The organism is Alishewanella agri BL06 (genome assembly GCF_000272005.1).
GTDB classification, from domain to species: Bacteria; Pseudomonadota; Gammaproteobacteria; order Enterobacterales; family Alteromonadaceae; genus Alishewanella; species Alishewanella agri.
This window is the reverse complement of sequence record NZ_AKKU01000015.1, coordinates 287,229-313,348: the sequence shown is the minus strand read 5'-3', so window position 1 is coordinate 313,348 and position 26,120 is coordinate 287,229. Positions and strand designations below refer to the sequence as shown.

The following is a 26,120-nucleotide window of genomic DNA, read 5'->3' as shown; positions in this document are numbered from 1 at the left end:
ACTAAGGAATAAGCAATGATTAAAGTAGGCGATACCTTACCGGAAGTTAGCTTCGCACAACTTACCGCCGATGGCATGAAAAACCCCACTACCAGCGAAGTTTTCGCCGGCAAAAAAGTGGTGTTATTTGCCGTACCGGGTGCTTTCACACCGACCTGTTCTGCCGCGCATTTGCCGGGTTATATTGCGCTGGCCGATCAGATCAAAGCCAAAGGCGTGGATACTATCGTTTGTACCGCCGTCAACGATGCCTTTGTGATGAAAGCCTGGGCGGATAGCCAGAACGCGGAAGAAATTACCTTTTTAGCCGACGGTGGTGGCAGCTTTCATAAAGCCATTGGCTTAACGATGGAAACCGCCGACTTTGGTGGTTTACGGTCGCAGCGTTACGCGATGATTGTTGACAACGGCGTTGTCACTTTGCTGAATGTCGAGCCACCAAAGACCTTTGAAGTCAGTAAGGCCGAGACGATTTTAGCGGCGTTGTAATAACGCGCTACCTCTTATCAGGGCAGGGCCTGTGCCTTGCCCTTTTTCTTTATACCAGAACTGGTATCATAGTCTTATCTATTCCAAGGGTGAATGCCTGATGCAAACTGTAAATATTCTCTGTATTAAGTGGGGCAAGAAGTACGGTCCTGACTATGTAAACAAGCTGCATAATATGGTGCGGCGAAACCTGACGCTGCCACACCGCTTTGTCTGCTTAACGGATGATCGCGACGGTATTAACCCGGAAATTGAAGTAAAAGATATTCCAAAAGTCGGCTTTAAAGACTTTGATGAACGCCAGCCCTGGAGCTTTGGTCATGGTTGGTTAAAGGTCACCAGCTTTGCCGATCCGCTGTATGACCTGACTGGCCCAACGCTGTTTATCGATTTGGACGTCGTGATCGTTGATAATATTGACTGCTTCTTTGAGCCTAAAGGCGAGTTCTTTGTGATTAAAGAATGGGATAAGTCAGATGATACTGGTAATACCTCGGTCTACCGTTATGACATTGGTGCCCACAGCGACTTAATTGAGCTGCTGAAAAACCATAAAGAGCGCGAGCTGGCCAAGGTGCGTAACGAGCAGGAGTTTGTGACTCAGAATCTGGCGAGGCAGGGCAAGTTACAATACTGGCCGGAGGGCTGGTGTGTCAGCTTTAAGCGTCACTGTTTACCAAAAGGCATTATGAACTGGTTCAAGCCAGCCACCATTCCTAAAGGCGCTAAGATCGTGGCCTTCCATGGTAAACCGAATCCACCAGATGCGATTGCCGGCGTCAGTGGCAAGTGGTATCGCCGCGTGCTGCCGGTGCAATGGGTTAAGGATATGTGGCAATAAGGCCGCGACCCGATGCGCTATAAAATCTTTATTATCAATCTGGCGCGCTCTCCAGAGCGCTACCAGCAGGCTCTGGCACAATTGGCAGCCTGGCCTGATTTACCAGTAGAAAGAATTGATGCTGCCGATGGCCGCGCGCTGAGTGAGGCTGAGATCAATCAGTATTATTCCGCCGCTCTGAATCAGCGCCTGCATCATAAAATCCTCAAGCCTGGTGAAAAGGGCGCCTTTATCAGCCATATCCGCTGCTGGCAGCAAATTGTTGAGCAGCAACTCGATTTTGCGCTGATTCTGGAAGATGATTTTCTGGTTGATGGCGATCTGCCGGCGCTGCTTAAAGCCATTACTGAGCTGACGCAGCCCTGGCATTTGCTAAAACTGGCGATGCCGAATAAGCAGCAGAAAATTATCGCCGGCAATCCGCAGCCAGCTTTTTCGTTAATCCATTTTAAGAAGAACCCGATTTCTGCGGTGGCACAAGCCGTTAGCCTGGACGGTGCCAAACTCTTGCTGGCACGGGAGCTGCCTTTTGGCCGGCCAGTGGATGTCTCAATGCAATATAGCTGGCAGCTGGGCTTTCAGGCGATGGGGATGTGGCCGTTGATTTTTAAACCCGATCTGGGCTTTGAAAGCACTATTTCAGGTAAGCAAAATGAGCAGGTTAATCGCCGGGTGTTTTACTGGCGGCGGCTGGAGTTTAGCCTGGCAAACCTTTGGCATAACCTGCGTCACTATGGCTTAGTGGCCTTGCTGCAGGCCCGAAAGTGGCCTAACCCAACCGGACGCACCCGGCTCTCCAATTAGGGCGTGTAACACGCCCTGACACCTTGTTTTTCCGGTATTTTTACGCAGTGCTTGCAGGATACTTAAAGGCGTTGCGCTGCCAGTTGCTGCTGATAAAACGCCAATACCTCGGCGGCTTTGGCGCTCGGTTCAAAGCGTTGCATCGGGTATTGCCGGCGTGCTAAATCCTGGCTTTGCTGCTGTAAGCGTTTTGCCAAATGTGCGGCATTATCAATGCCCACCAGCTCATTGTTAAACAGTGGTCGCAGGTATTTCGCCCCCTCAGTGGCGGTGGCAACAATCGGTAAACCGGCATGCATCGCTTCCAGAAACACCAGGCCAAAGGGCTCGGTACGGGCGGCACTGACAAAGCAATCGAAGCAAGCCAGCCAGTCCTGTGGCGTGGTGCTAAAGCCTGGCATAATAACCTGTGCCGGCGCTTTCTCGCGCAGCGCCTGCCAGTTTTTCCCCTCACCGACAATCACCAGATAGCTGTTAGGGATCGCCGCCTGTTTAAAGGCGTCCAGTAACACGTCCTGGCCTTTACTCTGTTCAACCCGGCCCAAAGTGCCGATCACGATGGCATCCGCTGGGATCTGATATTCGGCGCGCAGGCGTTGCCGGGCATCAGCATTGGCAGGGCGCGCAGCTGACCAGTTATCCAGCTGCACACTGTGCTGGCGCAGCGGCTCCGGGATCGCCGCCAACTGCCAGGGGGCGATGGCAATAAGTGCATCTAACTTGGCATGCTGCTGTTTTTTATAGTGAATATGCAGGGTTGCTACCCGCAGGCACAAACCCTTTACGCCTTGTAATACCCGGCACGCAGCGCTTAAATGTGCATGGGCAACATCGGGTTTTAACTGGCGCAGCAGGCGACGGGTGCGATAGATCGCCAGCAGTTTAAAGCCACCAACCAGCAGCACTTTAACCTTGGGCGATACCCGGTGGGCAATGGCATTGGGCCGCTGTTCCGCGCCGCGCTGATGCAAAATCAAGGTGACATCATGTTGTTGCTCGGCTTGCAGATTGGCCAGCTCAACGGCATAGCGTTCGCTGCCGGCAAAGCTGTGGGTCAGGATAATATGGACAATTTTCATAGGCTTTTTGCAGTTTCCGCCGCTGCGCAGACTTTGGCTGCCCATGTTATACTAATTGCCATTTTCGCTAAAGCCCGGCTTGCTGGCCGGTTCGATAAAAGGATAGGCTGTTGCTCAGGCATCTGTATTCTGCATTGCTGTATTTAACGCTGCCGTTGCTGCTGCTGTATTTTGTTTGGCGCTCACGCAAGGATCCGGCGTACCGGCAGCGTCTGCTTGAGCGTTTTAGCTTGGGTTTAAAAAAACGTGGGCTGCAAGCAGGTGGCATAGTGGTGCATGCGGTCTCAGTGGGCGAAACTATTGCCGCTACACCTTTGATTAAGCAGCTACAGCAGCAATATCCGACCCTGCCGCTGACCGTCACCGGCACTACCCCAACCGGTTCGGCGACCATCAGTAGCCGCTTTGGCAACACTGTAAAGCATTGCTATTTACCACTGGATTACCCTGGCAGTGTCCGGCGCTTTTTAGACGCGCTTCAGCCAAAGCTGCTGGTGATTGTGGAAACAGAGCTGTGGCCTAATTTACTCGCCGCCTGCCGGAAACGACACATTCCGGTGGTGGTCGTTAATGCCCGTTTATCGGCCCGCTCAGCTAAGGGGTATCGTCGTTTTAGTGCCTTAACCCGGCCGTTACTGAATAATATCAGCCTGTTATTAACCCAGGATCGCGCCAGTGCCCGCCGCTTTCGGGCGCTGGGTTTTGGCAATACCCTGCAAGTAACGGGTAATCTAAAGTTTGAACTGGCGATCCCAGCGCAAACCGCGCAGCTGGTAACGGAATTTGCGCCGCTATTAACAACGCGGCTGGTATGGGTCGCTGCCAGTACCCATGCCGGTGAGGATGAGCAGTTACTGGCGCTTTATCCACGCTTAAAACAGCGCTTCCCTGCGTTATTACTGTTATTGGTACCACGCCATCCGGAGCGTTTTGACAAGGTCGCACAGCTGGCGCAAGCCCAGGGGTGTCACGTCTGGCGCCGCAGTAGCGGGCAGTTACCCGGGGCAGATACCGAGATTGCGGTCGGCGATTCGATGGGCGAGCTGCTGGCCTGGTATCAGCTGGCCGATCTGGTGTTTATCGGTGGTAGTTTAATCGAGCGCGGCGGCCATAATCCGCTGGAAGCCATTTGCTTTGGCAAGGCCGTGCAAAGCGGGCCGCATATTTTTAATTTTAATGAGGCGTACCGGCAGCTGCAGCAACAGCAGGCCGTGGTGCTGGTGGCCGATAGTGAGCAGCTGTTTGCCAGCTGTTGTCAGCTGCTTAGCGATATCACCTTACGCCAACAGTTCGGGCAACGTGCCCAACAGTTTTTTTCCCGGCAGCAGGGTGCCACGGCGCGTACCCTGGATGCTATCAACCTTATTGTTGCAGGAACCCTTATGCCAAGCCAGCCTTTAGCGCACACCTCAGCCTATCAGACTAAGCAAGCCGGTAACGCCAGCTATTGGTACGACCCGGCGTTTTTTACTGAGATCGCCGCTGAGCAGTTTCAAAGTGCCTGGTGGCAACAGCAGCAAGCGGTGATTGGCAGCTCCAGCGGCCGCAATACCGCCTATTTTGTCCAACATGGCGGGCATAAACTGGTGCTGCGGCATTATTACCGTGGTGGTCTGGTCGGTAAGCTGCTGCATGATCAATTCTGGCTGCAGCCGGTGGCACAAAGCCGGGCGATGCAGGAATACCAGTTATTAAGCTGGATGCGTGCGCAGGGCCTGGCGGTGCCAAGACCGGTAGCCGCAAGGTATCAGCGTAGTGGTTTAATTTATCGCGCTGACTTACTGATTGAGCTGATCCCGGACAGTAAAGATCTGGCGGCGATTTTGCAGCAAAGGGCCATGACTGCTGAGGAATGGCAGGCCGTGGGCCAGGCGATCGCACAGATGCACCGGCTGGGGGTTTATCATTCGGATCTGAATTGTCGCAATATTATGCTGGATAGCGCTGGTAAGGTCTGGCTGATTGATTTTGATAAATGCGAGCGCCGTGAGCCGGGACCGTGGACAGAGCAGAATTTAGCGCGTCTGCTGCGCTCCTTCAATAAAGAGCGCGGTAAACTCGCCGTGTTCCACTGGCAGGATACGGACTGGGCAGCGCTGTTAGCCGGTTATCAGCTAGCCGGCTATCAGCAGTCGCTTAGCGCCGTAGCGGAGCGCAACTAAAATGCAGCAGTGGGATGTGATTGTGGTCGGCGCGGGTGCGGCCGGCTTATTTTGCGCCATTGAAGCGGCGAAGCGTGGCCGTAAAACCCTGGTACTGGATAATGGCAAACGTATCGGCCGCAAAATTCTGATGTCGGGCGGCGGCCGTTGTAATTTCACCAATATCTATGCCAGCCCGGCAAATTATTTATCGCAAAACCGCCATTTCTGTAAATCGGCACTCAGTCGCTACACGCAGTGGGATTTTATTGCGCTGGTGCAGCAATATGGCATTGCCTACCACGAGAAAACGCTGGGCCAGCTGTTTTGTGATGACAGCGCCAAAGATATCGTTGAGATGCTGCAACAGGAGTGTGATAAAGCCGGGGTGCAGATTGCACTACAGCAGGAGATCACGGCGGTTAGCTATCAGGATGGTCAGTATCAGGTTGTTACGCCACAGCTCAGCCGGCAGTGCCAAAGCCTGGTGATTGCCAGCGGCGGCCTAAGCCTGCCCAATCTCGGTGCTACCGCCTTTGGTTACCAACTGGCTGAGCAATTTGGCTTAAAGGTGCTGCCACTGCGCGCCGGCTTGGTCCCGCTAACCTGGCAACCGGCCGATAAAGCCGTGTTTGAAGAAATCAGCGGCGTATCGCTGCCGGTGACCGCCGAGGCCAATGAGGTGCTGTTTCCGGAAGATATGCTGTTTACCCATCGCGGCTTAAGCGGCCCGGCAATTTTGCAAATCTCCAACTATTGGCAACCTGGCGATGCGCTGACGATTAACCTGCTGGCAGGCCAAGACTTAACCGCGCTGCTCACCGAGTTGCAGCAACAGCATCCGGCGCAGGAGCTAAAAACCGCATTGGCACGGGTGCTACCCAAGCGGTTGGTGGAGAAATTATTAGAGCTAAAGCTGTTTCAAAATCAGCCGCTGAAAGCGCTAAATCCAAAAAGTATTGAGCGGCTGGTCGACAGCCTGCAGCACTATATTTTTAAACCGAACGGCACTGAGGGCTACCGCACAGCTGAAGTGACCCTAGGTGGTGTCGATACCGATGAGCTATCGTCCAAAACCATGGAGACCAAAAAACAGCCGGGTCTGTATTTTATCGGCGAGGTAGTCGATGTTACCGGTTGGCTCGGTGGCTACAATTTCCAATGGGCCTGGAGCTCCGGCTGGGTCGCCGGGCAGTATTGTTGAATAAGAAGCAAGATGAAAAAACTTTCTAAAGTACAACTTAAACAACAGGCCGCCGTGATGGCGGCGGTGACCAGTCTGGAGCAGCAGGCGCTGGCGGAATTAGCCGGTGTCGTGCAGGCCTGGTTTAGTATGGAATATGAAGCCTTTCCGGGTTCGTTGCTGGTGCGGCTGCAATTTGCCGAGCAGGCACAGTTAGAAGCCGCGCAGCCACAGTTATTGCTGTGGCAAAAGCGGCTGAGTGCGTTAATGCTGAAAAAGGGTTATGTGCTAAAAGATTTGCGTAAACATCTGGTGTTTACACTAAGCGGGCCGGAGGATTAATCCGGCCTGTTTTGCTCTGGCGCGACAGCCTAAGCTGCAGAGGTTTCAGCTCAGGTGCGCTGCGTTAGTCTTTTTGCAGCAGATAATCCAGTAACTGAAAATAATCTTCGTTTGACTGAATATCATCCGGTAACTCAGTACCGACCAGATACTTACCCTTTACCACAATCGCCGGCACACCCTGAATACGGTTATCCAGCATTTCGCGGTTAGCTTGCTCCATCATGGCTCTGGACTGCTCTGAGTTAGCCAGTTCGCTGAATTGGCCGGCATCCAGCTGATGCTTTGCCAAAAAGCTATTGATAGCCGCCAGATCGGGCAGCGCATTTTTCTCGGTGCGCTGTTGACGATACAGCGCAAACAAGTCATCAAAATGCGCACTTTGACCGGCCAGTTGCAGGGCGTAGAACACGCTGGCATCAAAAGCCCAGCGCTCGCCTAAAGCAGGATGGCGGCGTAGCAGCGAGACTTGCGGCCGCTCAGCCAGATAGGCTTTTAACAGTGGTTCAAAATTCTGACAATGCGGGCAGCCAAGCCAGAAATATTCGGTTAAGCCTTGCTGCGCAGCCGGATCTGTTAACGGGGCGCTCATGACTTGATAGTGTTTACCTGCAGTAAAGACACGACTTGGCACAGTACTGACAGCCGCTTCAGGCTCTGGGGTATTTTGCTGTGGCGAGCAGGCGCTGAGTAACAGGCTAAGGCATAACAGAGCAACAAACTTCATAATAATCCTTAAAATCTAAGCAGCAGGGTGGATGAGCTGTCGCAGTGTAGTAACTTTAGCCGGCCGTGACAATGCTGTGGCAGATGGCGCGCGACGCAGTACACAGCACACTCGGTAAAATCAGGTTATGATAGGCTGATTATCAGCGACAAATGGATAGAGCATGCAATATTTTCTCGGCGCTTATGCCGCCTCTCCGAATACCACTGGCTGGGACCCGGATCTCGAAGCTGCGTATTACCGTAGTTTGGCCACACTGGATAGTGTAAAAGGTTTGGAGCATCCATTTCTGGGGCAACTGCATCAATACGATGACAATTGGTTCTTACAACAGTTAGCGCCACATTGGGACTATGTTTTTACTACCATTCCCGGGGTAATGAATGCATTAGCGCAGCAGCCTGGTTTTGGCTTGGCCTCAACCGACGAAGCAGGCCGCCAGGCAGCGCTGCAATTTATGCGCGCAGCGCAGCAAGCTGTGCATAAACTTAATCAACACCTTGGCCGTCGGGCAGTCACCGCCATTATGCTGCACAGCGCCCCGGCCCGTAACAAAGTGGCTGGTAACGCCGAGTGTTTCGCCGCATCGCTACAAGAGCTACTTAGCTGGGATTGGCAAGGTGCTCGCCTACTGGTTGAGCATTGTGATGCGTACTTACCACCGCAAGTACCGTCGAAAGGCTTTCTTAGCCTGCAGGATGAACTGGTGGTACTTAGCCAATTAAAACAGCAAGGCGCGGCGAACCTGGGTGTGGTAATTAACTGGGGACGTTCGGTCTTTGAAGGCCGGGATCCCACCACTGCTGTGCAACATCTGCAAGCCGCAAAAACAGCTGGTTTATTGGCCGGATTAATGTTTTCCGGCGTATCCGATACAGAGAGTGAGTATGGCGCCTGGCGTGATAGTCATCAGCCGATCCGCAACGCCTTGCAGCCAGAGCTGGGCTCGCCAGTGTCCTGGTTAACGGAGCAGCAAGTAGCCGCTGCCCTGGCGGCAGCCGCGCCACTGCAGGCATTGACCGTATTGGGGTTGAAAATAGGCGTACGACCACATACTGCTAATCTGGCCGAGCGCTTGGCATTATTACAGGCGCAGCTAAACATTTTGCAGCAACAACATACCGCGATAACTGAACAAGGGGAGCAAGCATGAAAGCTGTAGGGTATCAACAATCGCTAGCTATTACTGAACCAGCTGCTTTGTTAGACATAGAACTGCCGCAACCGGTTGCTACCGGACGCGATCTGCTGGTAAAGGTCGCAGCGATTTCTGTGAATCCGGTCGATACTAAGGTTAGGAAACGGGCAGCGCCACCAGCGGGTGAATATAAGGTGCTGGGCTGGGACGCGGCAGGTGAAGTGGTCGCGGTCGGGCCGGAGGTTAGCAATTTTCAGGTCGGCGATCGGGTTTACTATGCCGGTGCTTTGCAGCGGCAGGGCTCGAATGCCGAGTATCAGTTAGTCGATGAGCGGATTGTCGGTAAAATGCCGGCCAACCTGAATTTTGAGCAGGCCGCCGCCCTGCCGTTAACAGCGTTGACGGCCTGGGAGTTATTGTTTGATCGTCTGGAATTAGCCACGCCCAGCTTAAAGCACCCTAAGCCGGTATTACTGGTTACCGGCGCGGCCGGCGGTGTGGGTTCGATTCTGGTGCAACTGGCTCGACAGCTGACCACGGTGACTCTGGTTGCTACCGCTTCGCGGCCGGAAACCCAGCAATGGGTGAAAGAATTGGGCGCGCATTATGTGGTAGATCACAGCCAGCCATTGATCCCGCAATTACAGCAACTGGGTATTGCTGCGGTGAGTCATGTTGCCAGCCTGACGCAAACCGATCTGCATTATGCGGAACTGGTGCAGCTGTTAGCGCCACAAGGCAAATTGGCACTGATCGACGATCCGGCAAATGGCATCGATATTATGCCGCTGAAACAAAAGAGTATTTCAGTGCATTGGGAGTTTATGTTTACCCGCTCGCTGTTTAGTACGGCCGATATGGTGGTGCAGCAACAAATTCTCAACGATTTAAGCCGGCTGATTGAGCAAGGCCAAATTAAAACGACGCTGAAGCAGAGCTATGGCACCATTAATGCCAGCAATTTAAAACAAGCTCATGCGTTACTCGAATCGGGTAAGGCGGTAGGTAAAATCGTATTAAGCGGGTTCTAGCGGCATCGCTGGCTGCGGTTCATATCGCAGCCAGCATAATGTCAGTCTCAGGCAATTTGCTGATCGTTATCAAAGCTACTGTAGTAAGCTTTAAACAGTACCTTTTCCAGCGCCATTCGCATCGCCAGATTGATTGGGTAATGTTTATTACCTAATTCATAATCCAACTGACTGACCTGCTCTTTAGCATGCATCATTAGCGGCGGTGGTTGTTCAGTCAGCATAATAAGGTGCTGCTGATAACGTTCTGCCTTATCGTTTTTGATCACTTTACACACTGAAAGCGACTTTTGTTGTTGCTTGTCGCGGTAGCCGGCAGCGCCAAATACCCGACAAATGCTCGGCCGCTGCTGATAGACGGTGCAATGCCCTTGCTTGCCATCGAAAGACAGCCGTTGATAAAAAAAGCAGCCAGAAACCTCTGGTAACTCTTCGAGTTGTGTCAGTGTCTGCTCTGCCTTACCCTGATCAAACAGGTGTAATGCCAGCGGCAACATTTCCAGCACGGTCGCTTCAATGGTGGTTTGAGTACAACACTCACCACAACCACTGCGGCAGGTTAGGCCGCTAGCTTGCTGATAACTGGAAAAGGTGTCCGCCATTTCGCCATACACAGCCTCAACACGACGCGATAATTCACGCAGTCGTTGCATACAGACTCCGAACGAAATAACTGTAAATGAATAGTCAAATAGAAACGGCGGAATTGCCGCTGCGCCATTTTAAATGGCGCTTTATTACCTGCGCAAGAGGGGGGCGAAAATATAGTCAGTTCGGGCGGGGTTGCGGTAATGCTAAGGCGGTAATGGCGACTAACAGCAGTAAGCCAGGATTAAGCCAGTCGGCAAAGCCGGCTAAATGCCTGGCTTGTACCAGTAGCAAACAGAGCGTTGCCAGGGTGCTTAGCAGCGCATAACGCGGTGCGCCGGCCAGGTTAGTGGTCAGGCTAACCAGTAAAGCTTGAATAATGCATAAACTTAAGGTCAGGCTAACACAGCTAAACAGTAATTTGAGTTTCAATTCGCCATCGGCATACAGCGGGCTAAACAGCAGTAACAATGCGCTGGCGGTGGCCAGCGCATTAAGCAACCTGGCCCAGCTGCCAGACTGGCGCAGTAAAGTCAGACGACAGTAATGGGTCAAGGCCAATAAACACAGCCCGACACTGATATAAAGCAACACCGGGTTTAACTCCGGATAGGTTGGCCATAACAAGCTGAACCCTAAGCCGTTTAGCACACTCAGTACCAGGGCAAAACACAGGTAGAATAATGCCAGGCTGATATAGGCCGGGTTACGATGCGCTCTGGCAATGGCGAGGGTAAATATAACCAGCAGCAGTAAGGCGCCAGTGAGCAGCGCCTCACCTACTAATTGCTGCTGCTCTTCGGCCATCAGGATGGGCAAGGTCCCCAGTTTTACCTGGGTACCGAGCAGAGCGGCGTCCTGGATCTGTAGCAAATAGCTGTGCTGTTCGTTAGCTTTGAACTGGATCGGCTGGCTGTAGCCGCGTAACGGCAACGCCCTTTCACTGTAGGGCAGCAGGCTGCCACTTTTGCCCAGCAGTTTGACACTGGGAATTTCAGGCTGCAGTTGATAAAAGCTAATGCGGTCAGCCGGCAAAAACGGGTAATACAGCATGGCTTGCCAGCTTTCCGGATAAGGATTGCTGACCTTAATCAATAGCCATAGTACTTGTTGCTCATTGAGACGTAAGGTGGCTTGCCGTCCGCTCAGTGGCCGGAAGCTATGAAACTGTGCCGGATCGCGTACCAATTGTTCGGCGGTCGTGCTTGCCGGTGTGATCTGATATTGCAGATTACCAAGCAGTAATGCCTGTTGTAATAATTGTTCAGCTTGCGGTGCCGGTTGCTCCTGAGCCAAACAGGGAAGGCATAACAGTGCCAGATACAGCCAAACTGCTCGCAGCGACAACAAATTAAGATTCTCCAGTTTAGACGTGCAGATGGCTTGATGCGACACCCGCTTTAGCGGATAAATAGAAGCATGATAATAGAACAGAGGGATCGTCATGTACAAGTTTGTTGTTGCAGCCTTGCTGCTTGCGTTATCAGGATTGGTTTCGGCTACTGATGCGGAGCGTGGCCGGCAGAAAGCCGCCGTCTGTGTTGCCTGCCATGGCGCGGATGGTATAGCGGTTATCGCCGAATACCCAAATCTGGCCGGTCAAAAAGTGAAATACCTGCAGTTAGCGATTAAAGCCTATCGCGACGGTGAGCGCCGTCATGCGGTGATGTCACCGATGGCGGCAGGATTATCTGAACAAGATATTGCTGATATCGCGGCCTTTTATGCCAGTTTACCCCCAGCAGGGACATCTTCATCTAAATAACGGCAAATTTCTGTCATAAAATCATCGCCATAGCGGCTGAGTTTCGTCTGTCCGACACCGCTGACACTGAGCATGGTTGGTTGATCTGTTGGCAGTTTCTGGCACATATCAATCAGGGTGGCATCACTGAATACCACAAAGGGTGGCACATCATCCCGCTCGGCGATGGCTTTGCGTAGCGCCCGTAACCGGGCAAATAACACCCGATCATAGTGTTGCACAGCCAGTTTGCTGCTGGCCATTTTGGGTGCGCTTTGTAAGCGCGGTACCGCAAGTTGTAGCCGTTGTTCACCGCGCAAGATAGGCCGTGCCACCGGCAGCAAGCGTAATACCGAGTGATGACTGATATCCTGTTGCAATAAGCCATGGTGAATCAATTGCCGGAAGATACTTAACCAGTAATCGTGACTCAGCTCCTTGCCCAGACCCCAGGTGGAAAGTTTATCGTGGCCTAAATCCAGTACCTTTTGGCTCTGGCTGCCGCGCAATACTTCAATCACATGATGCAAACCAAAGTTTTGATTAACCCGGTACACACAAGACAGTGCCTTTTGCGCCAGTTCAGTGCCATCAAAACGTTGTGGCGGATTCAGGCAAATATCGCAGTTACCACACGGCTGTTGCCGGGCTTCACCAAAATAGTTCAGTAACACTAAACGCCGGCAAGTCTGAGCTTCAGCGAAAGCGGCCATCGATAAAAAGCGCTGCCAGGTCACTTCAGCCCGAAGGTTGTTCTCTTCGGTTTGCAACCAACGTTTCATCCGGCCAATGTCGGCCGGATCGAACAACAGCAAAGCTTCTGCCGCGACGCCGTCGCGACCGGCGCGGCCGGTTTCCTGATAATACGCCTCGATGGTACGTGGCAATTCAAAATGCACCACAAAGCGGATATTAGGTTTATCAACCCCCATACCAAAAGCAACAGTGGCAACAATCAGCGCCAGATCGTCACGTTTAAAGGCATCCTGTACCTGCTGCCGGTGCGTGGCATCATGCCCAGCATGATAAGCGGCGGCTTTAAAGCCTTTTTCCTGTAGCTGGGCCGTCAGCTCATCGACTTTACGCCGCGAGCTACAGTAAATAATGCCGCTGTGGTTTTCTTGTTGCTTCAGGTACGCCAGCAACTGCTCCAGCGGCCGGAATTTTTCCTGTACCGTATAGCGGATATTCGGGCGGTCAAAGCTGCCGCGATGGATAAAGGGTTGCTGTAACGCCAGCTGCTGCACGATATCCTGCTGGGTCGCCGGATCGGCCGTAGCGGTTAACGCCATTACCGGTACGCCGGGGAAATGTTGCCGCAGCTGCGCCAGTGCCATATAGTCTGGCCGGAAATCATGGCCCCACTGAGAGACACAATGGGCTTCATCAATGGCGAACAGGCTAACGCCGACTTCCTGCAAGCGCTCAATAAACTGCGGCTGTAACAAGCGCTCTGGCGCGACATACAGTAACTTTAACTCGTCATAACGCAGCTGATTCAGTACCTCCAGCACCGCTTCGCGGCTCAGGCTGCTGTTAACATAGGCCGCTGCGATACCATTGGCCTGCAAGGTGTCGACCTGATCTTTCATCAGTGACATCAATGGGGAAACCACGACAGTGACTTTGGGTAATTGCAGCGCGGGTAACTGATAACAGAGTGACTTGCCGCCGCCAGTCGGTAACAGCACAAAACAGTCCCGTCCGGCCAGAGCAGCAGCAATGATCTCAGCCTGACCATCTCGCCAACTGCTGTAACCGAAGATCTGTTTTAACGCTGTAAGCAGTTGCTCGGGCACCCGGACTCCACCTGTTTGCAAAACCGCTATTGTATGCAGAAAAGCCGACGGTTTACAGTCCCGCTTACTTTGCCGGAGACGATTAAGCCATAACACTGCAAGCAATTGGCTTAGCAGTGAGGGAATTATGACTCCGGAGTAAGGACATAAAGATTAAGGCGTACCGATCGTGCTTGGCACGAGACTCGTCTTAACTGTATGTTATGTCTAACCTTTGCGTTTAGGTGTACACTAGAGTTCAATAGCAGCAGTGGGGGCGCATATGTTAAGTTGGGTCGATATTCTGGCCTTGGGCTGGTTTAGTCTGGTATGGAGTGGTTATACGCTGTATGCCAAGCGCAAGGCTAAGGTAGTGAGTTGTTTATCCTTTGAAATGCGCCGTAAACGCAATCACTGGATGCAACAGATGCTGCGCCGCGATAATAAAATGGCCGACGTCGGCTTGATTTCCACACTGGAACGCAATGTGTCGTTTTTCGCCTCCAGCTGTTTGCTGATTCTGGCCGGTTTGTTGACGGTATTAACCTCCAGTGAGCGGCTAAGTCATGTACTCAGCGGCTTGATCCCGTGGAGTGTGCAGTCGGAAACGCAAATTCAGGTAAAAATTCTGCTGTTAGCCTTTATTTATGTGTTTGGTTTTTTTCAGTTTACCTGGTCGTTACGCCAGTATGGCTTTGGCGGTGTGTTAATCGGCGCTGCGCCGGACGGTAAAGCCCTGACTGACGAAGAACAACTGTTGTACGCTAACCGCACGGCTAAAGTCATTGATCAGGCCGGTCACTCGTTCAACTATGGCTTAAGAGCTATATACTTTTCGCTGGCCGCTTTGACCTGGTTTATTGATGCCTGGATCTTTATGGTGGTGACGGTGCTGGTAGTGCTGATCCTGAAACAGCGGGAATTTCACTCTAAAATTTTGAAAGCCTTACAGGAATGCTGATAACCGGTAATCAGCCGGTTATCAGTACAAAGCCAACGCCCGGACTTAAGGCTGTTCAAACGCCTTAATTACGCGCACTACGCCTTCCACATTACGGGCGATATCAACGGCTTTATCTGCCTCGGGGCCGCCGACCAGGCCCATTAAAAACACTTCCTGGTTTTCGGTGATCACTCTAATGTTTAAGCCGCTGACTTGTTCATCAGCAAGCAGCTGGCTTTTTACCTTGGTACTGATCCAGCTGTCGCGGGTGCGGGTGGTCAGCGAGGTATTATTACCGAGCCGAATCTGGTTATGTACTTGTTTGACGCTTGGAATATCCTGTACCAGCCGCTGTGCTTGATCTTTGACCTGCTCGCTGGCGGTTTGCCCGGTTAGCAGCACCACACCGTTATAGCTGGTGACGTTAATATTGCTGCCCTTGGCGGTTAAGCCGTCCTGGCTCAGCGCGCGTCTGGCCTTGATTACGATACCATTGTCGTCAATTTGCGAGCCAAGGGTGCGACGGTCATTGGCGGCAGTCACCGCTGTCGCACCACCGGCAACCACTGCTGCCGCACAGCCTTGCAGCAACATCAGGGCGGCGAGAACGGGAATCAGTTTACTCATTAAAACTCTCCTTGCTGCGGAAACAGCGTCATATCAATTAACTCACATAAACAATGTAGTAAAAAGGTATAGCACTCTACTACCCGGGCTGGCCGGTGTGCTGGCACCTTGAGTTCGACATCCTGCTGATTTAACAAGCCGGATAATTCGCTACTGTTGTCAACCGTAAGCGCTATCACTTTCATATCGTTAGTCAGTGCCGCTTCCGTAGCGCGCAGTAAACTCTGTTCTGCACCATTTAGTGAAATCACTAACAGAATATCTGCAGGTTGTCCCAGCGCCCGAACCTGGCGGGCCAGATAATCATAATTGGGCTGATTAGCGGGTTGCAGGCTGGAGGCATCGGCCTGCAGCGCAAAAGCGGGTAAACAGGGCCGCTCGGTTTCAAACTGGTCCAGCAGCAATTGGGCAAAATGTCCAGCCAGACTGGCAGTAGCACCCTCACCACAGCAGATGACTTTACCACCGTTAATCAGCGCCTCAACAATCAACAGGGCGCTGCTTTCGATCGGACCGGCCAACGCTTCGCTGGTGGCGATCATGGTTTGAATATTTTCGCTAAACAGATGTCTGATATGTTCCTGCATCCTGAGTCCTGTTAACTGAAGGCGTTGGTTAGCCAGTTGTACTGGTAGGGGCCACGGCCCTCAATTGCCAGTACATCAATACGACATGGTTGGTCGCCAAGCCGGTGCAGCTGGCGGTAAAGTTGCACCGCCCTAATCACTTTAAGCTGTTTACTACGGGTAACCGCGGCCAGAGCGCCGCCATAAGCGTTACTGGCCCGATATTTTACCTCAACAAATACCCAATACTGACCCTGACGCATAATTAAATCAATTTCGCCGGCTTTACACTGAAAGTTACGGCTGACCAACTGCAGCCCCTGGGCCGCGAGATAGTCTGCGGCCAGTTGTTCATAAAGCTCGCCCTGGGTATTCATCGCAGTATTAAGGTTCCTGCACCGAAACCAGCCGGTTAGTCTGATAACTGGCCCAACTGAGCTGGCGTTGAATATCGCCTTGGGCACTGACGGTTAAGCGGCCGGTAAAGCCCGGATAGCTTAGTGACGGCAGCTGGCGTTGTTGTTTTAAACTGCCGATAAGTTGAAACGCATCGTAGCCCATCGCAAATAGTCGTTGTAACGTCTCGTCTTGATCCTGGAACAGCTGCAAGTATTGCTCACGCACCGCCTGAATATGTTGCTCGCCCAATAACCAGGGCGTTTCCGTAAAGGTCAGGCCATTTAAATCGCGCAGATCATTGGCATCGCCACCCACGCTAAAACTGCGTGAGCTGGCATAAACCGGTAAGCGTGGGCCGTGTTGGCTGACAGAGACATCGATAAAAGGCTTAAACATCCGGGTTTGAATTGGATCTGCAATCAGATAAATTGCGTCAATATCTTTGCGGCTGTGCGGTTCCGTCTCCACCTTACCGGGGATCAGACCTGAAATCAGGCGGATGCGCTCCCGGCTGTTATCGGTTTCCAATAACCGGGTAACCAGAGCTTCTAGTTCGTCCCGCGCGTCAAACTGATAGCTCTCCGGTGCCTCAAAGCCCAGTTGCTGCCACTGCCGGCTAAATTGCTGCGTCATGCGTTGGCTAATTGTGTTGCGGGCACTGATGACCACTGGCCTTTGATAATTTTTGCGGGCAAAGAGCTGTGCCATTTGTGTCGCTTCATCTTCCATATTTAACGCGAAGTAAAAGCGATCTGGCTGTGCAGCCCGGTTGGTATCGCGGCTATTTAAAAACAAGGTCGGGTAGGACCAATCAGTTAACTGGCTGATCGCTTCCACTTGTTCCCGTAACAAGGGCCCGATAACAAAGTCGGCCTGCTGGCTGGCCAGCTGTTGTTGCAACAGTGGTACTGGCTGCTGACTGTCGAGAAAAATCAGTTGCCGGCCTGAGGTTTGATCGGCGGCAGCGGCAGCCAATAAACCATATTGTATCGCTCTGGCGTGTTGCCGGAACTGCCCGCTCAATGGCAGTAATACCGCGATCTTGCGCGGTTGGTATGGCTGTAACGCCAGCTGTTGTTGCAAGCTGGCGGGTAAGTCCGCTAATGCCGCTAAGGTTGGGTAACGTTGCCGCCAGTCGGCGAGGGCTTGTTCCAGTTGCGCCGGTTGGCCCAGATTCGCCCGCACCAGCTCTAACAAGTTAAGCCAACCCAGTGTCCGTTGTCCGGCACCGACTTTCAGGTTAGCCAGCTCAGTATTATCCAGTACGCTGAGTTGCTGCCAAAGATGGTCGGGTAATTCCGGATAACTGGCAACCACCTGACGCTGGTTGGCAAGCAGTTCATCCAGCTGCAACATTGCCCGTGCGGCAGCATAGCCGCGTTGTTGTCGTTGCTGCAGTGCAGCGCTGGCCCATAAAAACGCGGGGCGATCAGCAAGGGGAATTTGCGTCAGCGGGGTTTGTTGCAGCAGTTGCTCTGCCAGCGCCAGCTCATTATTTTGCAAATAAGCTTGTAACAGCACCAGATGGTTAGCTGCGCGGATTTGCGCCGAATCACTCAATTGCAGAGTGTCAGCAATAGCCAGAGCCAGACTGTTGTCTTGTTCAATCAGCGCCTGTTGTGCAGCTGCTAACAACTGTTGTTCGCGTGCCGAGCCCTGCAGCTGGCGTGCGCGCTGAAATAACAGCTGGGCGCTGACAGTTTCCGGCTCAGCGCTTGCCGGCGGTGGCGTAATTTCACTGGCTGTTACCGGTGTGACCTGGGTTGGCGCAGGGGTTTGCGAGCAACTGCTGAGCAGGCCGGCTAAGGCTAACAAAAAAAGAGGCTTAAATTTGCTGGTTTTCACAATGCACAGTACCATAGGCTGTTAATGGTGTTATCTTACTGACACTACCGGTTAAGCTCAAATAAATAGCGACTTATGACTAAACAAAGCGGCGCCCTCTTTGTGGTGGCCACCCCTATTGGCAATCTGGACGATATTAGCCAGCGTGCCATCCGTACCTTACAGCAAGTTAGCTGTATCGCAGCTGAAGATACCCGACACAGTGGTAAGTTATTACAACACCTTGGGATCAGTAATCGTCTGTTCGCGTTACACGACCATAATGAAAAGCAGCGCGCGGCCAGTATTATTGAAAAATGTCTGGCTGGCGAAGATGTCGCATTAATTTCTGACGCCGGTACGCCCTTGATCAGTGACCCTGGTTACAGCCTGGTCAGGCTGTGTCGGGAAGCCGGCGTGCCGGTCATTCCGATCCCAGGCCCCTGTGCGCTGATTACTGCGTTGTGTGCCGCCGGCCTACCCACCGACAAATTCCAGTTTATTGGCTTTCTGGCGCCAAAGTCGAATCAACGGCAAACGCAATTGGCTGCAGTACCGGCAGCAGCGGGAACTATTATTTGTTATGACACCGCACGGCGGATTCTGGATACGCTGCAAGATGTTGTGGCGGTGTTTGGGCCAGAACGGCAGCTGGTGCTAGCAAAAGAACTCACCAAAACCTTTGAACATTTTGCCTGTGGTACTGCCGCAGACATTACAACCTGGTTAACAGAAGACCCGCAGCGTTGTCAGGGTGAAATGGTGTTGATGATTGCCCCGGCACCAACCAAAGCCGACGAGGCGGTCAGTGAGGAAGTACAGCGTACGCTAAAAATTCTGTTGGCCGAATTACCACTGAAGCAAGCGGCAGCGCTGGCGGCACAAATTCATAATGAAAAGAAAAACGCGCTCTATCAGCTGGCGCTAAGTTGGCAAACAGATTAGCGTTAGCCCTTAACGCGATTCTCGCGTATAATCCGCCACGGAGTCGGCCAGGGCAATCGCTGCTTGCGCAAGCAAGGGGAGGAAAGTCCGGGCTCCACAGGGCAGGGTGCCAGGTAACGCCTGGGAGGCGCGAGCCTACGACCAGTGCAACAGAGAGCAAACCGCCGATGGCCCAGCTGTTTACAGTTGGGATCAGGTAAGGGTGAAAGGGTGCGGTAAGAGCGCACCGCGCGACTGGTAACAGTTCGTGGCACGGTAAACTCCACCCGGAGCAAGATCAAATAGGCCCCCTATGGCGCGGCCCGCGTTGGGGGCGGGTAGATTGCTGGAGGCTTAGGGTGACCTAAGTCCTAGAGGAATGATTGCCACTCTGGCAACAGAGCACAGAACCCGGCTTACCGGCTGACTCCACATCTAAAAAAAAGCCCGCGCAAATTGCGCGGGCTTTTTGCTTTCGAGGTGTTACAGGAACTTGTATTCCAGTAACAGGGTGTAAGCGCGACCACGAGGATCGGCAATCCGTGGTTCCCAGGCGGCACCGGCTGCAAAGTCGTTCTGGTGCGCGGTAAACGGCGGATCCTGGTCAAACAGGTTTTTGATGCCGAAGGTAAACTTCAGATTATCAAAACCGCTGTAGCTCAGGCTGTAGTTATAGGTGGTATAACTGGTGACATCCGGATTCCAGCCACTTGGAATATAACTGCCATTACGCACACTGACCGGTAGCTCATCTTTGTAACCGTCACGGAACACCTGAGTCAGGTTATGGCTCCAGTCACCTTTGACATAGCTCAGGTTCAGCGTATGTTTCCATTTAATCGGCAGGTTATAGTAACGTACGTATTCGCCTACCAGGTTGTCGCTGTACGGCAGTATTTCCAGGCCTTTGGTTTTGAACGAATCAATATAGCTACCGTTCAGATTCAAGCGCCAGTTACCACCAGCAAATTCACCTGTCAGGTTGGCATCGACCTCAATACCACGGGTCAGGGTACCGCCAGAGTTGATAAAGCGGCGGTCAATCGCAATCACCTGGCCACTGCTGTCGCGGATCCAGTTAGCCTGGAACACGTCATAGTTCTCAATCAACACATCGCGTGGCGCAGAGCGAATGGTATCGGTACGTTCAATTTCCCACCAGTCGATACTAAAGTTAAAGTTATCGAATGGTGCAACGACTACCCCGAAGCTCTTCTGCTCAGACTCTTCCGGCTTCAGATCTTCTTTACCACCAAAGATTTCAACCGGCCGGATTGAGGCACAGCCAGGCACAGTTTCACTGGCGACACCGCTTGGACAGGTTGCCGGATCGGCTAAATCCAAACCAGTGTACTGCGATTCGGTATTGCCGTTGAACAGTTGGTTAAAGGAAGGGACTTTAAAACCAGTGCTAAACGCACCCCGGAACATTAACTCTTCCATTGGCCGGTAATTAAAGCTGACTTTCGGGTTAGTAGTACTACCAAAGCCATCGTATTTATCGTAACGACCGGCCAGGCTGACATCCAGGGTATCGTGCAGTGGTACATAGAGCTCAACGAACACCGCCTTGATATCGCGACTCACTTTATCCAGCACGTTAGCGTTATCGAAAGGCGCGTTAAAGATCGGCCGCATTTCCGCGCGTTCATCGCCGTTAAATTTAAACTCTTCACGGCGCAGATCAGCACCAATTGCCGCCTGAATTTCACCACCCGGTAATTCAAAACCCAAGCCGCCGGTTAAGGTAGCATCGATTTGCGTCATGATGGATTCGCCGCCGTACAACTTAACGCCGCTGGCAGAAGCCGCGTTTAACGCCGCCATGCCGGCTTCAGACTGGCGTTGCCCTGGTAACAGGAAAGGGTCAATCAAACCGCTGCCCAGCACTTGCTGTAAGGCATCCTGGTAGTGATAACCGCTACCTAATACGGAGTCTGACTCACTGGAAGCGCGGGAAAGGCCAACGCTGTAGTCCCAATCGAAGGCGGTGATAATGCCTTCAAAAGCGGCCATCATCCGATAAGAGGTGGTTTCAGTATCAATTTCACGCGGACCACAAGCCATACAACGCCAGCGGTAGGCAATACGCTCACCGTAGTTGAGCTGATCGGCGCCAAAATAATTGGCCAGCGCATTATAGACGCGGTCATAAGAGGCGCCGGTACTCGGATACCAGGTATCAGGACCAAACACGGTGCCCGGAGAAATTTGGTTAGGCTCAAAAGCTTTACTAACTTCAACTTTAGAGGCAACCAGTTCGACATAGGCGCTATGGTTATCGCTAAGCTTAAAGGACGCGCGGCTGATAAAATCCAGGCTATCCTGTGGCTGCTGGATGCGCGCTGCGGCCGGATAGTCCCAGGCACAGGCATAGCGCGAAGATAATGAACTCCATAGGCGCTCATCATAGGGGCCCATATTATCGCCACCGGCTGCACAGCCGGCACCGCCCGGTAAATCCAGAATATTTATTGCGATAAGATTTAAACCATCCCGAGGATCCAACAGGCCAGTACCAATTAAGTTAGGCTGACTGGCGGGGCGGTTAAAGACGGTGGCAAAAGGTGTACCGCGGGTATCCGGTGATAAACCGCGCTCGGGTTGGAAAGTATTGGAGAACGCCCGATCGTTGCCGTCCAATGTCTCGTTCTTTTTATACGTCAGAGTACCAAAGATGTTCCAGCCATCCTGGTTAATATCACCGGCACCCAGTAACAGGTTAGCACGATAGATATTACCCCCACCGGCTTCGGTGGTATCAGTGAAGGCCGAAGCCTCAGCACCGGTATAATCTTTTTTGGTAATAAAGTTGATAACACCACCGATGGCGTCAGTACCATACATAGCTGAGGCGCCATCCCGCAGTACTTCAACCCGTTCCAGGGCAGCGAAGGGAATCGAGTTTAAGTCAACTGCTCGCCCCTTCAGACCATGGGTTGCTACGCGGCGGCCGTTTAATAATACCAGCGTCGCATCAGCCCCCTGGCCGCGCAGGTTAGCGCCTGATACGCCGTTATTACCACGTTGCTCTTCTGATACGATACCGCCATTACTGGCCAGGTTATCCGAGGAGTTACCGGCAATATTCAGTTGCATTAATAATTGTTCAGCTGAGGTAATACCCTGTGCATCAATCTCTGCTTTGCTAAACACGGTTAATGGGAGTGAACCTTCAATATTGGTTCTTTTGATATTGGAACCGGTAACCCGGATGCGTTCTACTTTTGCATCTTCGGCGTCCGGTACTGCGGTGTCCTGCGCCATTACGACTGTTGAGCCCAAGCCGGCAAGGGCAATGGACTGAATGAGCCTGTTCAACTTCATTGCAATCTCTCCTGGATATTACACCCTTTATAATTATTACATCGTTACGCTGCTAGCCGTGCGGCGCTGTGCAGGGATGTAGAATTTCTGCACAAAATTAACATAGCAATCTTTTGTTGGTTTTGAAAATAATTTATGCTAAAAATCATTAAATTTTGGAATATTTCATTCCGACGGAGTCTGTTTTGAAGCAAAAGCAGCGCTTAAACTCTCTGCTCAGTCGCGCTTTACAGTTGATGACACTGTGCTGCATCCTGTTGCTGAGCAAAGCCTATAGTCAAACGTTCAGCTCAGATATTCCATTGCTGCAGCCGCAGCATCTGACAGCCGAATACTGGCTGGCCAAAGTTGCCGATGCTGATCAAGTGTTGTTAAGTGTAGAACAAATCAACGAGTTCAACCGGCAGACTTTCTTGCAGCAACCAGAAATGCTGGCCATCTCCGAGATCCCAATGAGTCGCAGCGCGAGCGAACTCAGCGCTGTGCTGCAAAAAGTCAGTGCACCTCCCGGTTCCGCCCGCTTTTTTGCCGATGGCCGGCAACTGGGTGCCGCTGATTGGGTGCCACTGCTGCAACAACTTAATCCAGAGGCGATACAAGCGGATAATCCGACCCGCTTTGGTCTGGTGACGCAAAGAGCCTTAATGCGCGCCGTGCCATCGGAGCTCAGGGTATTTAATGAGGCAATGGCGCTGGATCTGAATCGCTTTCAGGAAACGGCGGTCTTTGTCGGTGAGCCGGTGGCGGTACTGCATCAAAGTCTGGATGGCAATTGGTTGTTGGTACAAAACTATCATTATACTGGTTGGGTGCCGACAACAGCGATAGCGCTGGGCCGCCGCGAACAAGTACTAGCGTACGCCGACGCCAAACCCTTTCTGGTGGTGACCGGTGCGCGGGCGAAAACCAATTTTGTACCCGGGCAGGCGGCGATTTCCGAGTTACAACTGGATATGGGCGTACGGTTGCCACTGTTGGATGCCGCCGTGCTGGGACACAATATTCATGGCCAGAATCCGCATGCCAGCCATATCGTGCAATTACCGGTACGCGATGCTAATGGGCAATTAGTGCTAGTGCCAGCATTAATTGGCCGCAATCAGGATGTATCAATCGGCTATTTGCCTTACACCACGCGCAATGTGGTACAGCAGGCCTTTAAGTATCTGGGGCAGCGCTATGGCTGGGGCTACGATTACAATAGTGTGGATTGTACCGGCTTTTTAGTGGATATCTTTCGTACTTTTGGGCTGTTAATGCCGCGTAACTCCGGTGAACAGGGCTATGGTGGCTTTGGCCAGAATCAACGCTTTGATGAGAGTCTGCCGGTCGCCGACAAGCTGGCCAAAGTCCACAATGCCAAAGTCGGGGATTTTATTTACCGGCCTGGTCATGTGATGTTGTATCTGGGGCAAAGTCAGGGCGAACCCTTTGTGATCCATGCCGTCTACGATTTAGCGTATTACCAGGCTGACGGCCAGTTTTACCGCGGTACTCTGAACGGTGTCGCCGTGACACCACTAACACCGCTCTATTTGAGCGAGGAGCAAAGCTATCTGCAGCGGCTCTATAATATTAAATCCTTGCGTTAACTGAGGTTAGCATGAAAATTACCGATATCCGGCTGGGCATGCTGCGGGTGCCGCTGAAAACCCCGTTTAAAACCGCATTGCGCACGGTCAATCAAATTGAAGACGTGGTGGTGATTATCGAAACTGATACCGGCCATCGCGGTTATGGCGAAGCGCCCGCTACGGCGGTGATTACCGGCGATATTCATGGTTCTATTATCGAGGCTATCCGCACGGTGATAAAACCCAAGCTGCTGGGGCAGGATATTGCTGATCTGAATCATATCTTACGGCTGATTCAGGGCTGTATTATGAAAAACTACAGTGCCAAAGCCGCCGTTGAAATCGCTGTCTATGATTTGTTCGCCCAGTACTATCAGGCACCGCTCTACAAGATGCTGGGCGGTGGCGTACCGCGGCTGACCACCGATATTACCATTAGTGTCGACTATATCGATAAAATGGTCGCCGACTCTTTGGATGCAGTAGCCAATGGTTTCGAAACCCTGAAAGTGAAGGTAGGCAAAGATATCGGTGTCGATATAGAAAGAGTCAAAGCCATTTACAATGCCGTGGCCGGTAAAGCCTTAATCCGGCTCGATGCTAATCAGGGCTGGACGGCCAAAGAAGCCGTCTACGCGTTACATAAACTGGAAGATGCCGGCGTCAGACTGGAACTGGTGGAACAACCGGTAAAATATTACGATCTGGAAGGCTTAAAATATATTACTGAGCGTGTACATACGCCGGTGATGGCGGATGAAAGCAGCTTTGGCCCGCGCGAAGTGATCGAGCTGATTAAGATGCGCGCCGCAGATATCATCAATATCAAGTTGATGAAAACCGGCGGCATCTCTAACGCCATTAAGATTGCCGATATTTGCTCGTTCTATGATATGCAGTGCATGATTGGTTGTATGCTGGAAAGCAGCATCAGTGTCGCAGCTGCAGTACATGTGGCAGTGGCTAAGGCAGATGTGATTACCAAGATCGATCTGGACGGTCCGTCCTTGTGTGCAGTTAATCCGGTCAGTTGCAGTGTTAGCTTTAATGGCCCGGATATCACTATCGGTGATGCACCGGGTTTAGGCGTGACCGCTATTGAAGGGCTGGAGATGCTGGCTTAGCCAGTATTAATTTTTTTCCAGCAAGCCCAGCAATTTATTATGCTCGGTTAATTGTTGCCGATAAGCGGTACATTGACAGAGTAATAAAAACAACAGATGACACAGGTGTTGTTGTGATTGCTGGGTGATTAGCCTCGCCAGACGCTCATCGGTTTCGGTATCCAGCGTAAACAGCGTGATATCGGCCACCGCACTCTGGGCGCTGGTTTGAAAACGGGTCAGTGAGATAATTTTCAGCTGCCGCTTTCTGGCATACAGCTCTAATTTCAGTAAGTCAGCATTCTCACCACTATCAGAAATTAACATCACAACACTGCCGGCGGGTAAAGTACGCGCTAACTGCAGGCTTAATGCCGGATCACTGTGAAATAACGCTAACTTACCTAACTCCAGTAGCCGGTTTTGCATATCGGCGGCAACGACTGCGGAATGGGCACTGCCAGCCAGTAAAATCTGCCCTGCTTGATGCAATAGCTGGGCGGCTTGTTGCAGTTTGGCATCCGGATTAATGCTTAACAAACCACGCAAACTTTGCCACAGACTTTGTTGTAATTGTTCGGCCAGTTGGCCCAGGTTGCTGAGCTCACTCGGACTTTCCGCCGGCTCGCGTTGCAAGGTTGACGCCGTAACGACAGCCTCAGTAATCGCCAGTTTTAAATCAGGGTAGCCTTTGTAGCCCAGTTTCTGGCAAAATTTCACCACACTGGACTGACTAATACCCACGGCATCCGCCAGCTGCTGCGAAGAGTAATCGCGGAGCAGGTGCGAGTTATCCAGAATAAAGTCAGCCAGTTTGCGTTCGCTGGCTGAGAGTTGGTCGAGCATGCCTTTGATTTTCAGCAGACTGAGCATAGCTAAGATCCCTGTAAGAGTCTGGTCGGCTGTTGAGACTTTATATTGAATAAATTATTCCCTAATAGCAAGTTT

24 protein-coding genes and 1 other RNA gene are annotated in these 26,120 nt (G+C 52.1%); 14 read left to right on the top strand and 11 right to left on the bottom strand.

Annotated elements, in window-relative coordinates; all coding sequences use genetic code 11:
* Positions 1-15 precede the first annotated feature (15 nt).
* From AGRI_RS09545 to AGRI_RS09535, 3 genes are all read left to right on the top strand, one after another.
* A complete protein-coding gene (locus AGRI_RS09545) occupies positions 16-489 on the top strand; it encodes a peroxiredoxin (RefSeq protein ID WP_008984738.1) in 474 nt (157 codons plus the stop codon).
* Positions 490-589: 100 nt separating this feature from the next.
* The gene (locus AGRI_RS09540) at positions 590-1,330 is read left to right on the top strand and encodes a hypothetical protein (protein ID WP_008984737.1); all 741 of its coding nucleotides are present in this window, start codon (positions 590-592) and stop codon (positions 1,328-1,330) included.
* 12 nt (positions 1,331-1,342) lie between these two features.
* Positions 1,343-2,134 carry a glycosyltransferase family 25 protein gene (locus AGRI_RS09535; protein ID WP_008984736.1) on the top strand — a complete coding sequence of 264 codons (792 nt, stop codon included), beginning with the start codon at positions 1,343-1,345 and terminating at the stop codon, positions 2,132-2,134.
* 62 nt (positions 2,135-2,196) lie between these two features.
* Here the strand turns inward: AGRI_RS09535 and AGRI_RS09530 are convergent, their stop codons facing one another.
* Entirely contained in the window at positions 2,197-3,213 is a 1,017-nt protein-coding gene (locus tag AGRI_RS09530) for a glycosyltransferase (RefSeq protein ID WP_162098370.1), read from the bottom strand.
* Positions 3,214-3,323: 110 nt separating this feature from the next.
* Between AGRI_RS09530 and waaA the strand changes: the two genes are divergently transcribed.
* Genes waaA through AGRI_RS09515 form a run of 3 tightly spaced genes read left to right on the top strand, consistent with a single transcriptional unit; the run spans position 3,324 to position 6,879 of the window.
* On the top strand, positions 3,324-5,375 hold the full coding sequence (waaA, locus tag AGRI_RS09525) for a lipid IV(A) 3-deoxy-D-manno-octulosonic acid transferase (protein WP_008984734.1): 2,052 nt from the start codon (positions 3,324-3,326) through the stop codon (positions 5,373-5,375).
* A 1-nt stretch (position 5,376) separates the two neighbouring features.
* Positions 5,377-6,558: a BaiN/RdsA family NAD(P)/FAD-dependent oxidoreductase gene (locus tag AGRI_RS09520; protein ID WP_008984733.1), complete on the top strand. Its 1,182-nt coding sequence runs from the start codon at positions 5,377-5,379 to the stop codon at positions 6,556-6,558.
* 12 nt (positions 6,559-6,570) lie between these two features.
* Positions 6,571-6,879 carry a hypothetical protein gene (locus tag AGRI_RS09515; protein ID WP_008984732.1) on the top strand — a complete coding sequence of 103 codons (309 nt, stop codon included), beginning with the start codon at positions 6,571-6,573 and terminating at the stop codon, positions 6,877-6,879.
* A 64-nt stretch (positions 6,880-6,943) separates the two neighbouring features.
* Here AGRI_RS09515 and AGRI_RS09510 read toward each other — a convergent pair whose 3' ends face one another.
* Entirely contained in the window at positions 6,944-7,606 is a 663-nt protein-coding gene (locus AGRI_RS09510; RefSeq protein WP_008984731.1) for a thiol:disulfide interchange protein DsbA/DsbL, read from the bottom strand.
* A 163-nt stretch (positions 7,607-7,769) separates the two neighbouring features.
* On the opposite strand from AGRI_RS09510, the gene AGRI_RS09505 reads away from it, so the two are divergent.
* Together AGRI_RS09505 and AGRI_RS09500 are read left to right on the top strand one after the other, a co-directional pair.
* The gene (locus AGRI_RS09505; protein WP_008984730.1) at positions 7,770-8,759 is read left to right on the top strand and encodes a DUF4862 family protein; all 990 of its coding nucleotides are present in this window, start codon (positions 7,770-7,772) and stop codon (positions 8,757-8,759) included.
* Positions 8,756-9,775 carry a zinc-binding alcohol dehydrogenase family protein gene (locus AGRI_RS09500; RefSeq protein WP_008984729.1) on the top strand — a complete coding sequence of 340 codons (1,020 nt, stop codon included), beginning with the start codon at positions 8,756-8,758 and terminating at the stop codon, positions 9,773-9,775. The genes AGRI_RS09505 and AGRI_RS09500 overlap by 4 nt, the downstream gene beginning before the upstream one ends.
* A gap of 47 nt (positions 9,776-9,822) precedes the next feature.
* On the opposite strand, the gene AGRI_RS09495 is transcribed toward AGRI_RS09500, so the two are convergent.
* Both AGRI_RS09495 and AGRI_RS09490 read right to left on the bottom strand, forming a co-directional pair.
* On the bottom strand, positions 9,823-10,428 hold the full coding sequence (locus AGRI_RS09495; RefSeq protein WP_008984728.1) for a YkgJ family cysteine cluster protein: 606 nt from the start codon (positions 10,426-10,428) through the stop codon (positions 9,823-9,825).
* Between the two features lie 115 nt (positions 10,429-10,543).
* Positions 10,544-11,809, bottom strand: coding sequence for a 7TM diverse intracellular signaling domain-containing protein (locus AGRI_RS09490; protein WP_008984727.1), 1,266 nt, complete (start codon positions 11,807-11,809; stop codon positions 10,544-10,546).
* On the opposite strand from AGRI_RS09490, the gene AGRI_RS09485 reads away from it, so the two are divergent.
* Positions 11,808-12,128 (top strand): c-type cytochrome, encoded by a 321-nt coding sequence (locus tag AGRI_RS09485; protein ID WP_008984726.1) that lies wholly within the window; start codon positions 11,808-11,810, stop codon positions 12,126-12,128. The genes AGRI_RS09490 and AGRI_RS09485 overlap by 2 nt on opposite strands.
* Here the strand turns inward: AGRI_RS09485 and recQ are convergent.
* Positions 12,086-13,906 carry a DNA helicase RecQ gene (gene recQ / locus AGRI_RS09480; protein ID WP_008984725.1) on the bottom strand — a complete coding sequence of 607 codons (1,821 nt, stop codon included), beginning with the start codon at positions 13,904-13,906 and terminating at the stop codon, positions 12,086-12,088. The two genes, AGRI_RS09485 and recQ, sit on opposite strands and share 43 nt — an antisense overlap.
* 262 nt (positions 13,907-14,168) lie before the next feature.
* Here recQ and AGRI_RS09475 point away from each other — a divergent pair, with 262 nt between their 5' ends.
* On the top strand, positions 14,169-14,846 hold the full coding sequence (locus AGRI_RS09475) for a DUF599 domain-containing protein (RefSeq protein WP_008984724.1): 678 nt from the start codon (positions 14,169-14,171) through the stop codon (positions 14,844-14,846).
* A gap of 45 nt (positions 14,847-14,891) precedes the next feature.
* Here AGRI_RS09475 and dolP read toward each other — a convergent pair whose 3' ends face one another.
* From dolP to AGRI_RS09455, 4 genes are read right to left on the bottom strand one after another with little or no spacing between them, the layout of a single operon-like run.
* Positions 14,892-15,455 carry a division/outer membrane stress-associated lipid-binding lipoprotein gene (gene dolP, locus AGRI_RS09470; protein WP_008984723.1) on the bottom strand — a complete coding sequence of 188 codons (564 nt, stop codon included), beginning with the start codon at positions 15,453-15,455 and terminating at the stop codon, positions 14,892-14,894.
* Entirely contained in the window at positions 15,455-16,042 is a 588-nt protein-coding gene (locus AGRI_RS09465) for a D-sedoheptulose-7-phosphate isomerase (RefSeq protein WP_008984722.1), read from the bottom strand. Before AGRI_RS09465 ends, dolP begins: the two co-directional genes overlap by 1 nt.
* An 11-nt stretch (positions 16,043-16,053) precedes the next feature.
* On the bottom strand, positions 16,054-16,398 hold the full coding sequence (locus tag AGRI_RS09460; protein ID WP_008984721.1) for a YraN family protein: 345 nt from the start codon (positions 16,396-16,398) through the stop codon (positions 16,054-16,056).
* A 7-nt stretch (positions 16,399-16,405) separates the two neighbouring features.
* Positions 16,406-18,235, bottom strand: coding sequence for a penicillin-binding protein activator (locus tag AGRI_RS09455; RefSeq protein ID WP_237713054.1), 1,830 nt, complete (start codon positions 18,233-18,235; stop codon positions 16,406-16,408).
* 105 nt (positions 18,236-18,340) lie between these two features.
* On the opposite strand from AGRI_RS09455, the gene rsmI reads away from it, so the two are divergent.
* Complete coding sequence (gene rsmI / locus AGRI_RS09450; protein WP_008984719.1) at positions 18,341-19,189, top strand: 16S rRNA (cytidine(1402)-2'-O)-methyltransferase; 849 nt, start codon at positions 18,341-18,343, stop codon at positions 19,187-19,189.
* 39 nt (positions 19,190-19,228) lie between these two features.
* Positions 19,229-19,603: RNase P RNA component class A (rnpB, locus tag AGRI_RS16185), an RNA gene on the top strand.
* Positions 19,604-19,651: 48 nt separating this feature from the next.
* Here rnpB and AGRI_RS09445 read toward each other — a convergent pair.
* Entirely contained in the window at positions 19,652-22,495 is a 2,844-nt protein-coding gene (locus AGRI_RS09445; protein WP_008984718.1) for a TonB-dependent receptor, read from the bottom strand.
* A 185-nt stretch (positions 22,496-22,680) separates the two neighbouring features.
* On the opposite strand from AGRI_RS09445, the gene AGRI_RS09440 reads away from it, so the two are divergent.
* Positions 22,681-24,087, top strand: coding sequence for a C40 family peptidase (locus AGRI_RS09440; RefSeq protein ID WP_008984717.1), 1,407 nt, complete (start codon positions 22,681-22,683; stop codon positions 24,085-24,087).
* A gap of 11 nt (positions 24,088-24,098) precedes the next feature.
* Positions 24,099-25,193, top strand: coding sequence for a dipeptide epimerase (locus AGRI_RS09435; RefSeq protein ID WP_008984716.1), 1,095 nt, complete (start codon positions 24,099-24,101; stop codon positions 25,191-25,193).
* A 6-nt stretch (positions 25,194-25,199) separates the two neighbouring features.
* On the opposite strand, the gene AGRI_RS09430 is transcribed toward AGRI_RS09435, so the two are convergent.
* Positions 25,200-26,045: a MurR/RpiR family transcriptional regulator gene (locus AGRI_RS09430; protein WP_008984715.1), complete on the bottom strand. Its 846-nt coding sequence runs from the start codon at positions 26,043-26,045 to the stop codon at positions 25,200-25,202.
* Positions 26,046-26,120: the final 75 nt, after the last annotated feature.

Bases quoted from the DNA above. Each gene is read 5' to 3' on its own strand.
- AGRI_RS09545 (WP_008984738.1), top strand. From the start codon at position 16: ATGATTAAAGTAGGCGATACCTTACCGGAAGTTAGCTTCGCACAACTT.
- AGRI_RS09540 (WP_008984737.1), top strand. From the start codon at position 590: ATGCAAACTGTAAATATTCTCTGTATTAAGTGGGGCAAGAAGTACGGT.
- AGRI_RS09535 (WP_008984736.1), top strand. From the start codon at position 1,343: ATGCGCTATAAAATCTTTATTATCAATCTGGCGCGCTCTCCAGAGCGC.
- AGRI_RS09530 (WP_162098370.1), bottom strand. From the start codon at position 3,213: ATGAAAATTGTCCATATTATCCTGACCCACAGCTTTGCCGGCAGCGAA.
- AGRI_RS09520 (WP_008984733.1), top strand. From the start codon at position 5,377: ATGCAGCAGTGGGATGTGATTGTGGTCGGCGCGGGTGCGGCCGGCTTA.
- AGRI_RS09515 (WP_008984732.1), top strand. From the start codon at position 6,571: ATGAAAAAACTTTCTAAAGTACAACTTAAACAACAGGCCGCCGTGATG.
- AGRI_RS09510 (WP_008984731.1), bottom strand. From the start codon at position 7,606: ATGAAGTTTGTTGCTCTGTTATGCCTTAGCCTGTTACTCAGCGCCTGC.
- AGRI_RS09505 (WP_008984730.1), top strand. From the start codon at position 7,770: ATGCAATATTTTCTCGGCGCTTATGCCGCCTCTCCGAATACCACTGGC.
- AGRI_RS09500 (WP_008984729.1), top strand. From the start codon at position 8,756: ATGAAAGCTGTAGGGTATCAACAATCGCTAGCTATTACTGAACCAGCT.
- AGRI_RS09495 (WP_008984728.1), bottom strand. From the start codon at position 10,428: ATGCAACGACTGCGTGAATTATCGCGTCGTGTTGAGGCTGTGTATGGC.
- AGRI_RS09485 (WP_008984726.1), top strand. From the start codon at position 11,808: ATGTACAAGTTTGTTGTTGCAGCCTTGCTGCTTGCGTTATCAGGATTG.
- AGRI_RS09490 (WP_008984727.1), bottom strand. From the start codon at position 11,809: ATGACGATCCCTCTGTTCTATTATCATGCTTCTATTTATCCGCTAAAG.
- AGRI_RS09475 (WP_008984724.1), top strand. From the start codon at position 14,169: ATGTTAAGTTGGGTCGATATTCTGGCCTTGGGCTGGTTTAGTCTGGTA.
- dolP (WP_008984723.1), bottom strand. From the start codon at position 15,455: ATGAGTAAACTGATTCCCGTTCTCGCCGCCCTGATGTTGCTGCAAGGC.
- AGRI_RS09465 (WP_008984722.1), bottom strand. From the start codon at position 16,042: ATGCAGGAACATATCAGACATCTGTTTAGCGAAAATATTCAAACCATG.
- AGRI_RS09460 (WP_008984721.1), bottom strand. From the start codon at position 16,398: ATGAATACCCAGGGCGAGCTTTATGAACAACTGGCCGCAGACTATCTC.
- rsmI (WP_008984719.1), top strand. From the start codon at position 18,341: ATGACTAAACAAAGCGGCGCCCTCTTTGTGGTGGCCACCCCTATTGGC.
- AGRI_RS09445 (WP_008984718.1), bottom strand. From the start codon at position 22,495: ATGAAGTTGAACAGGCTCATTCAGTCCATTGCCCTTGCCGGCTTGGGC.
- AGRI_RS09435 (WP_008984716.1), top strand. From the start codon at position 24,099: ATGAAAATTACCGATATCCGGCTGGGCATGCTGCGGGTGCCGCTGAAA.
- AGRI_RS09430 (WP_008984715.1), bottom strand. From the start codon at position 26,045: ATGCTCAGTCTGCTGAAAATCAAAGGCATGCTCGACCAACTCTCAGCC.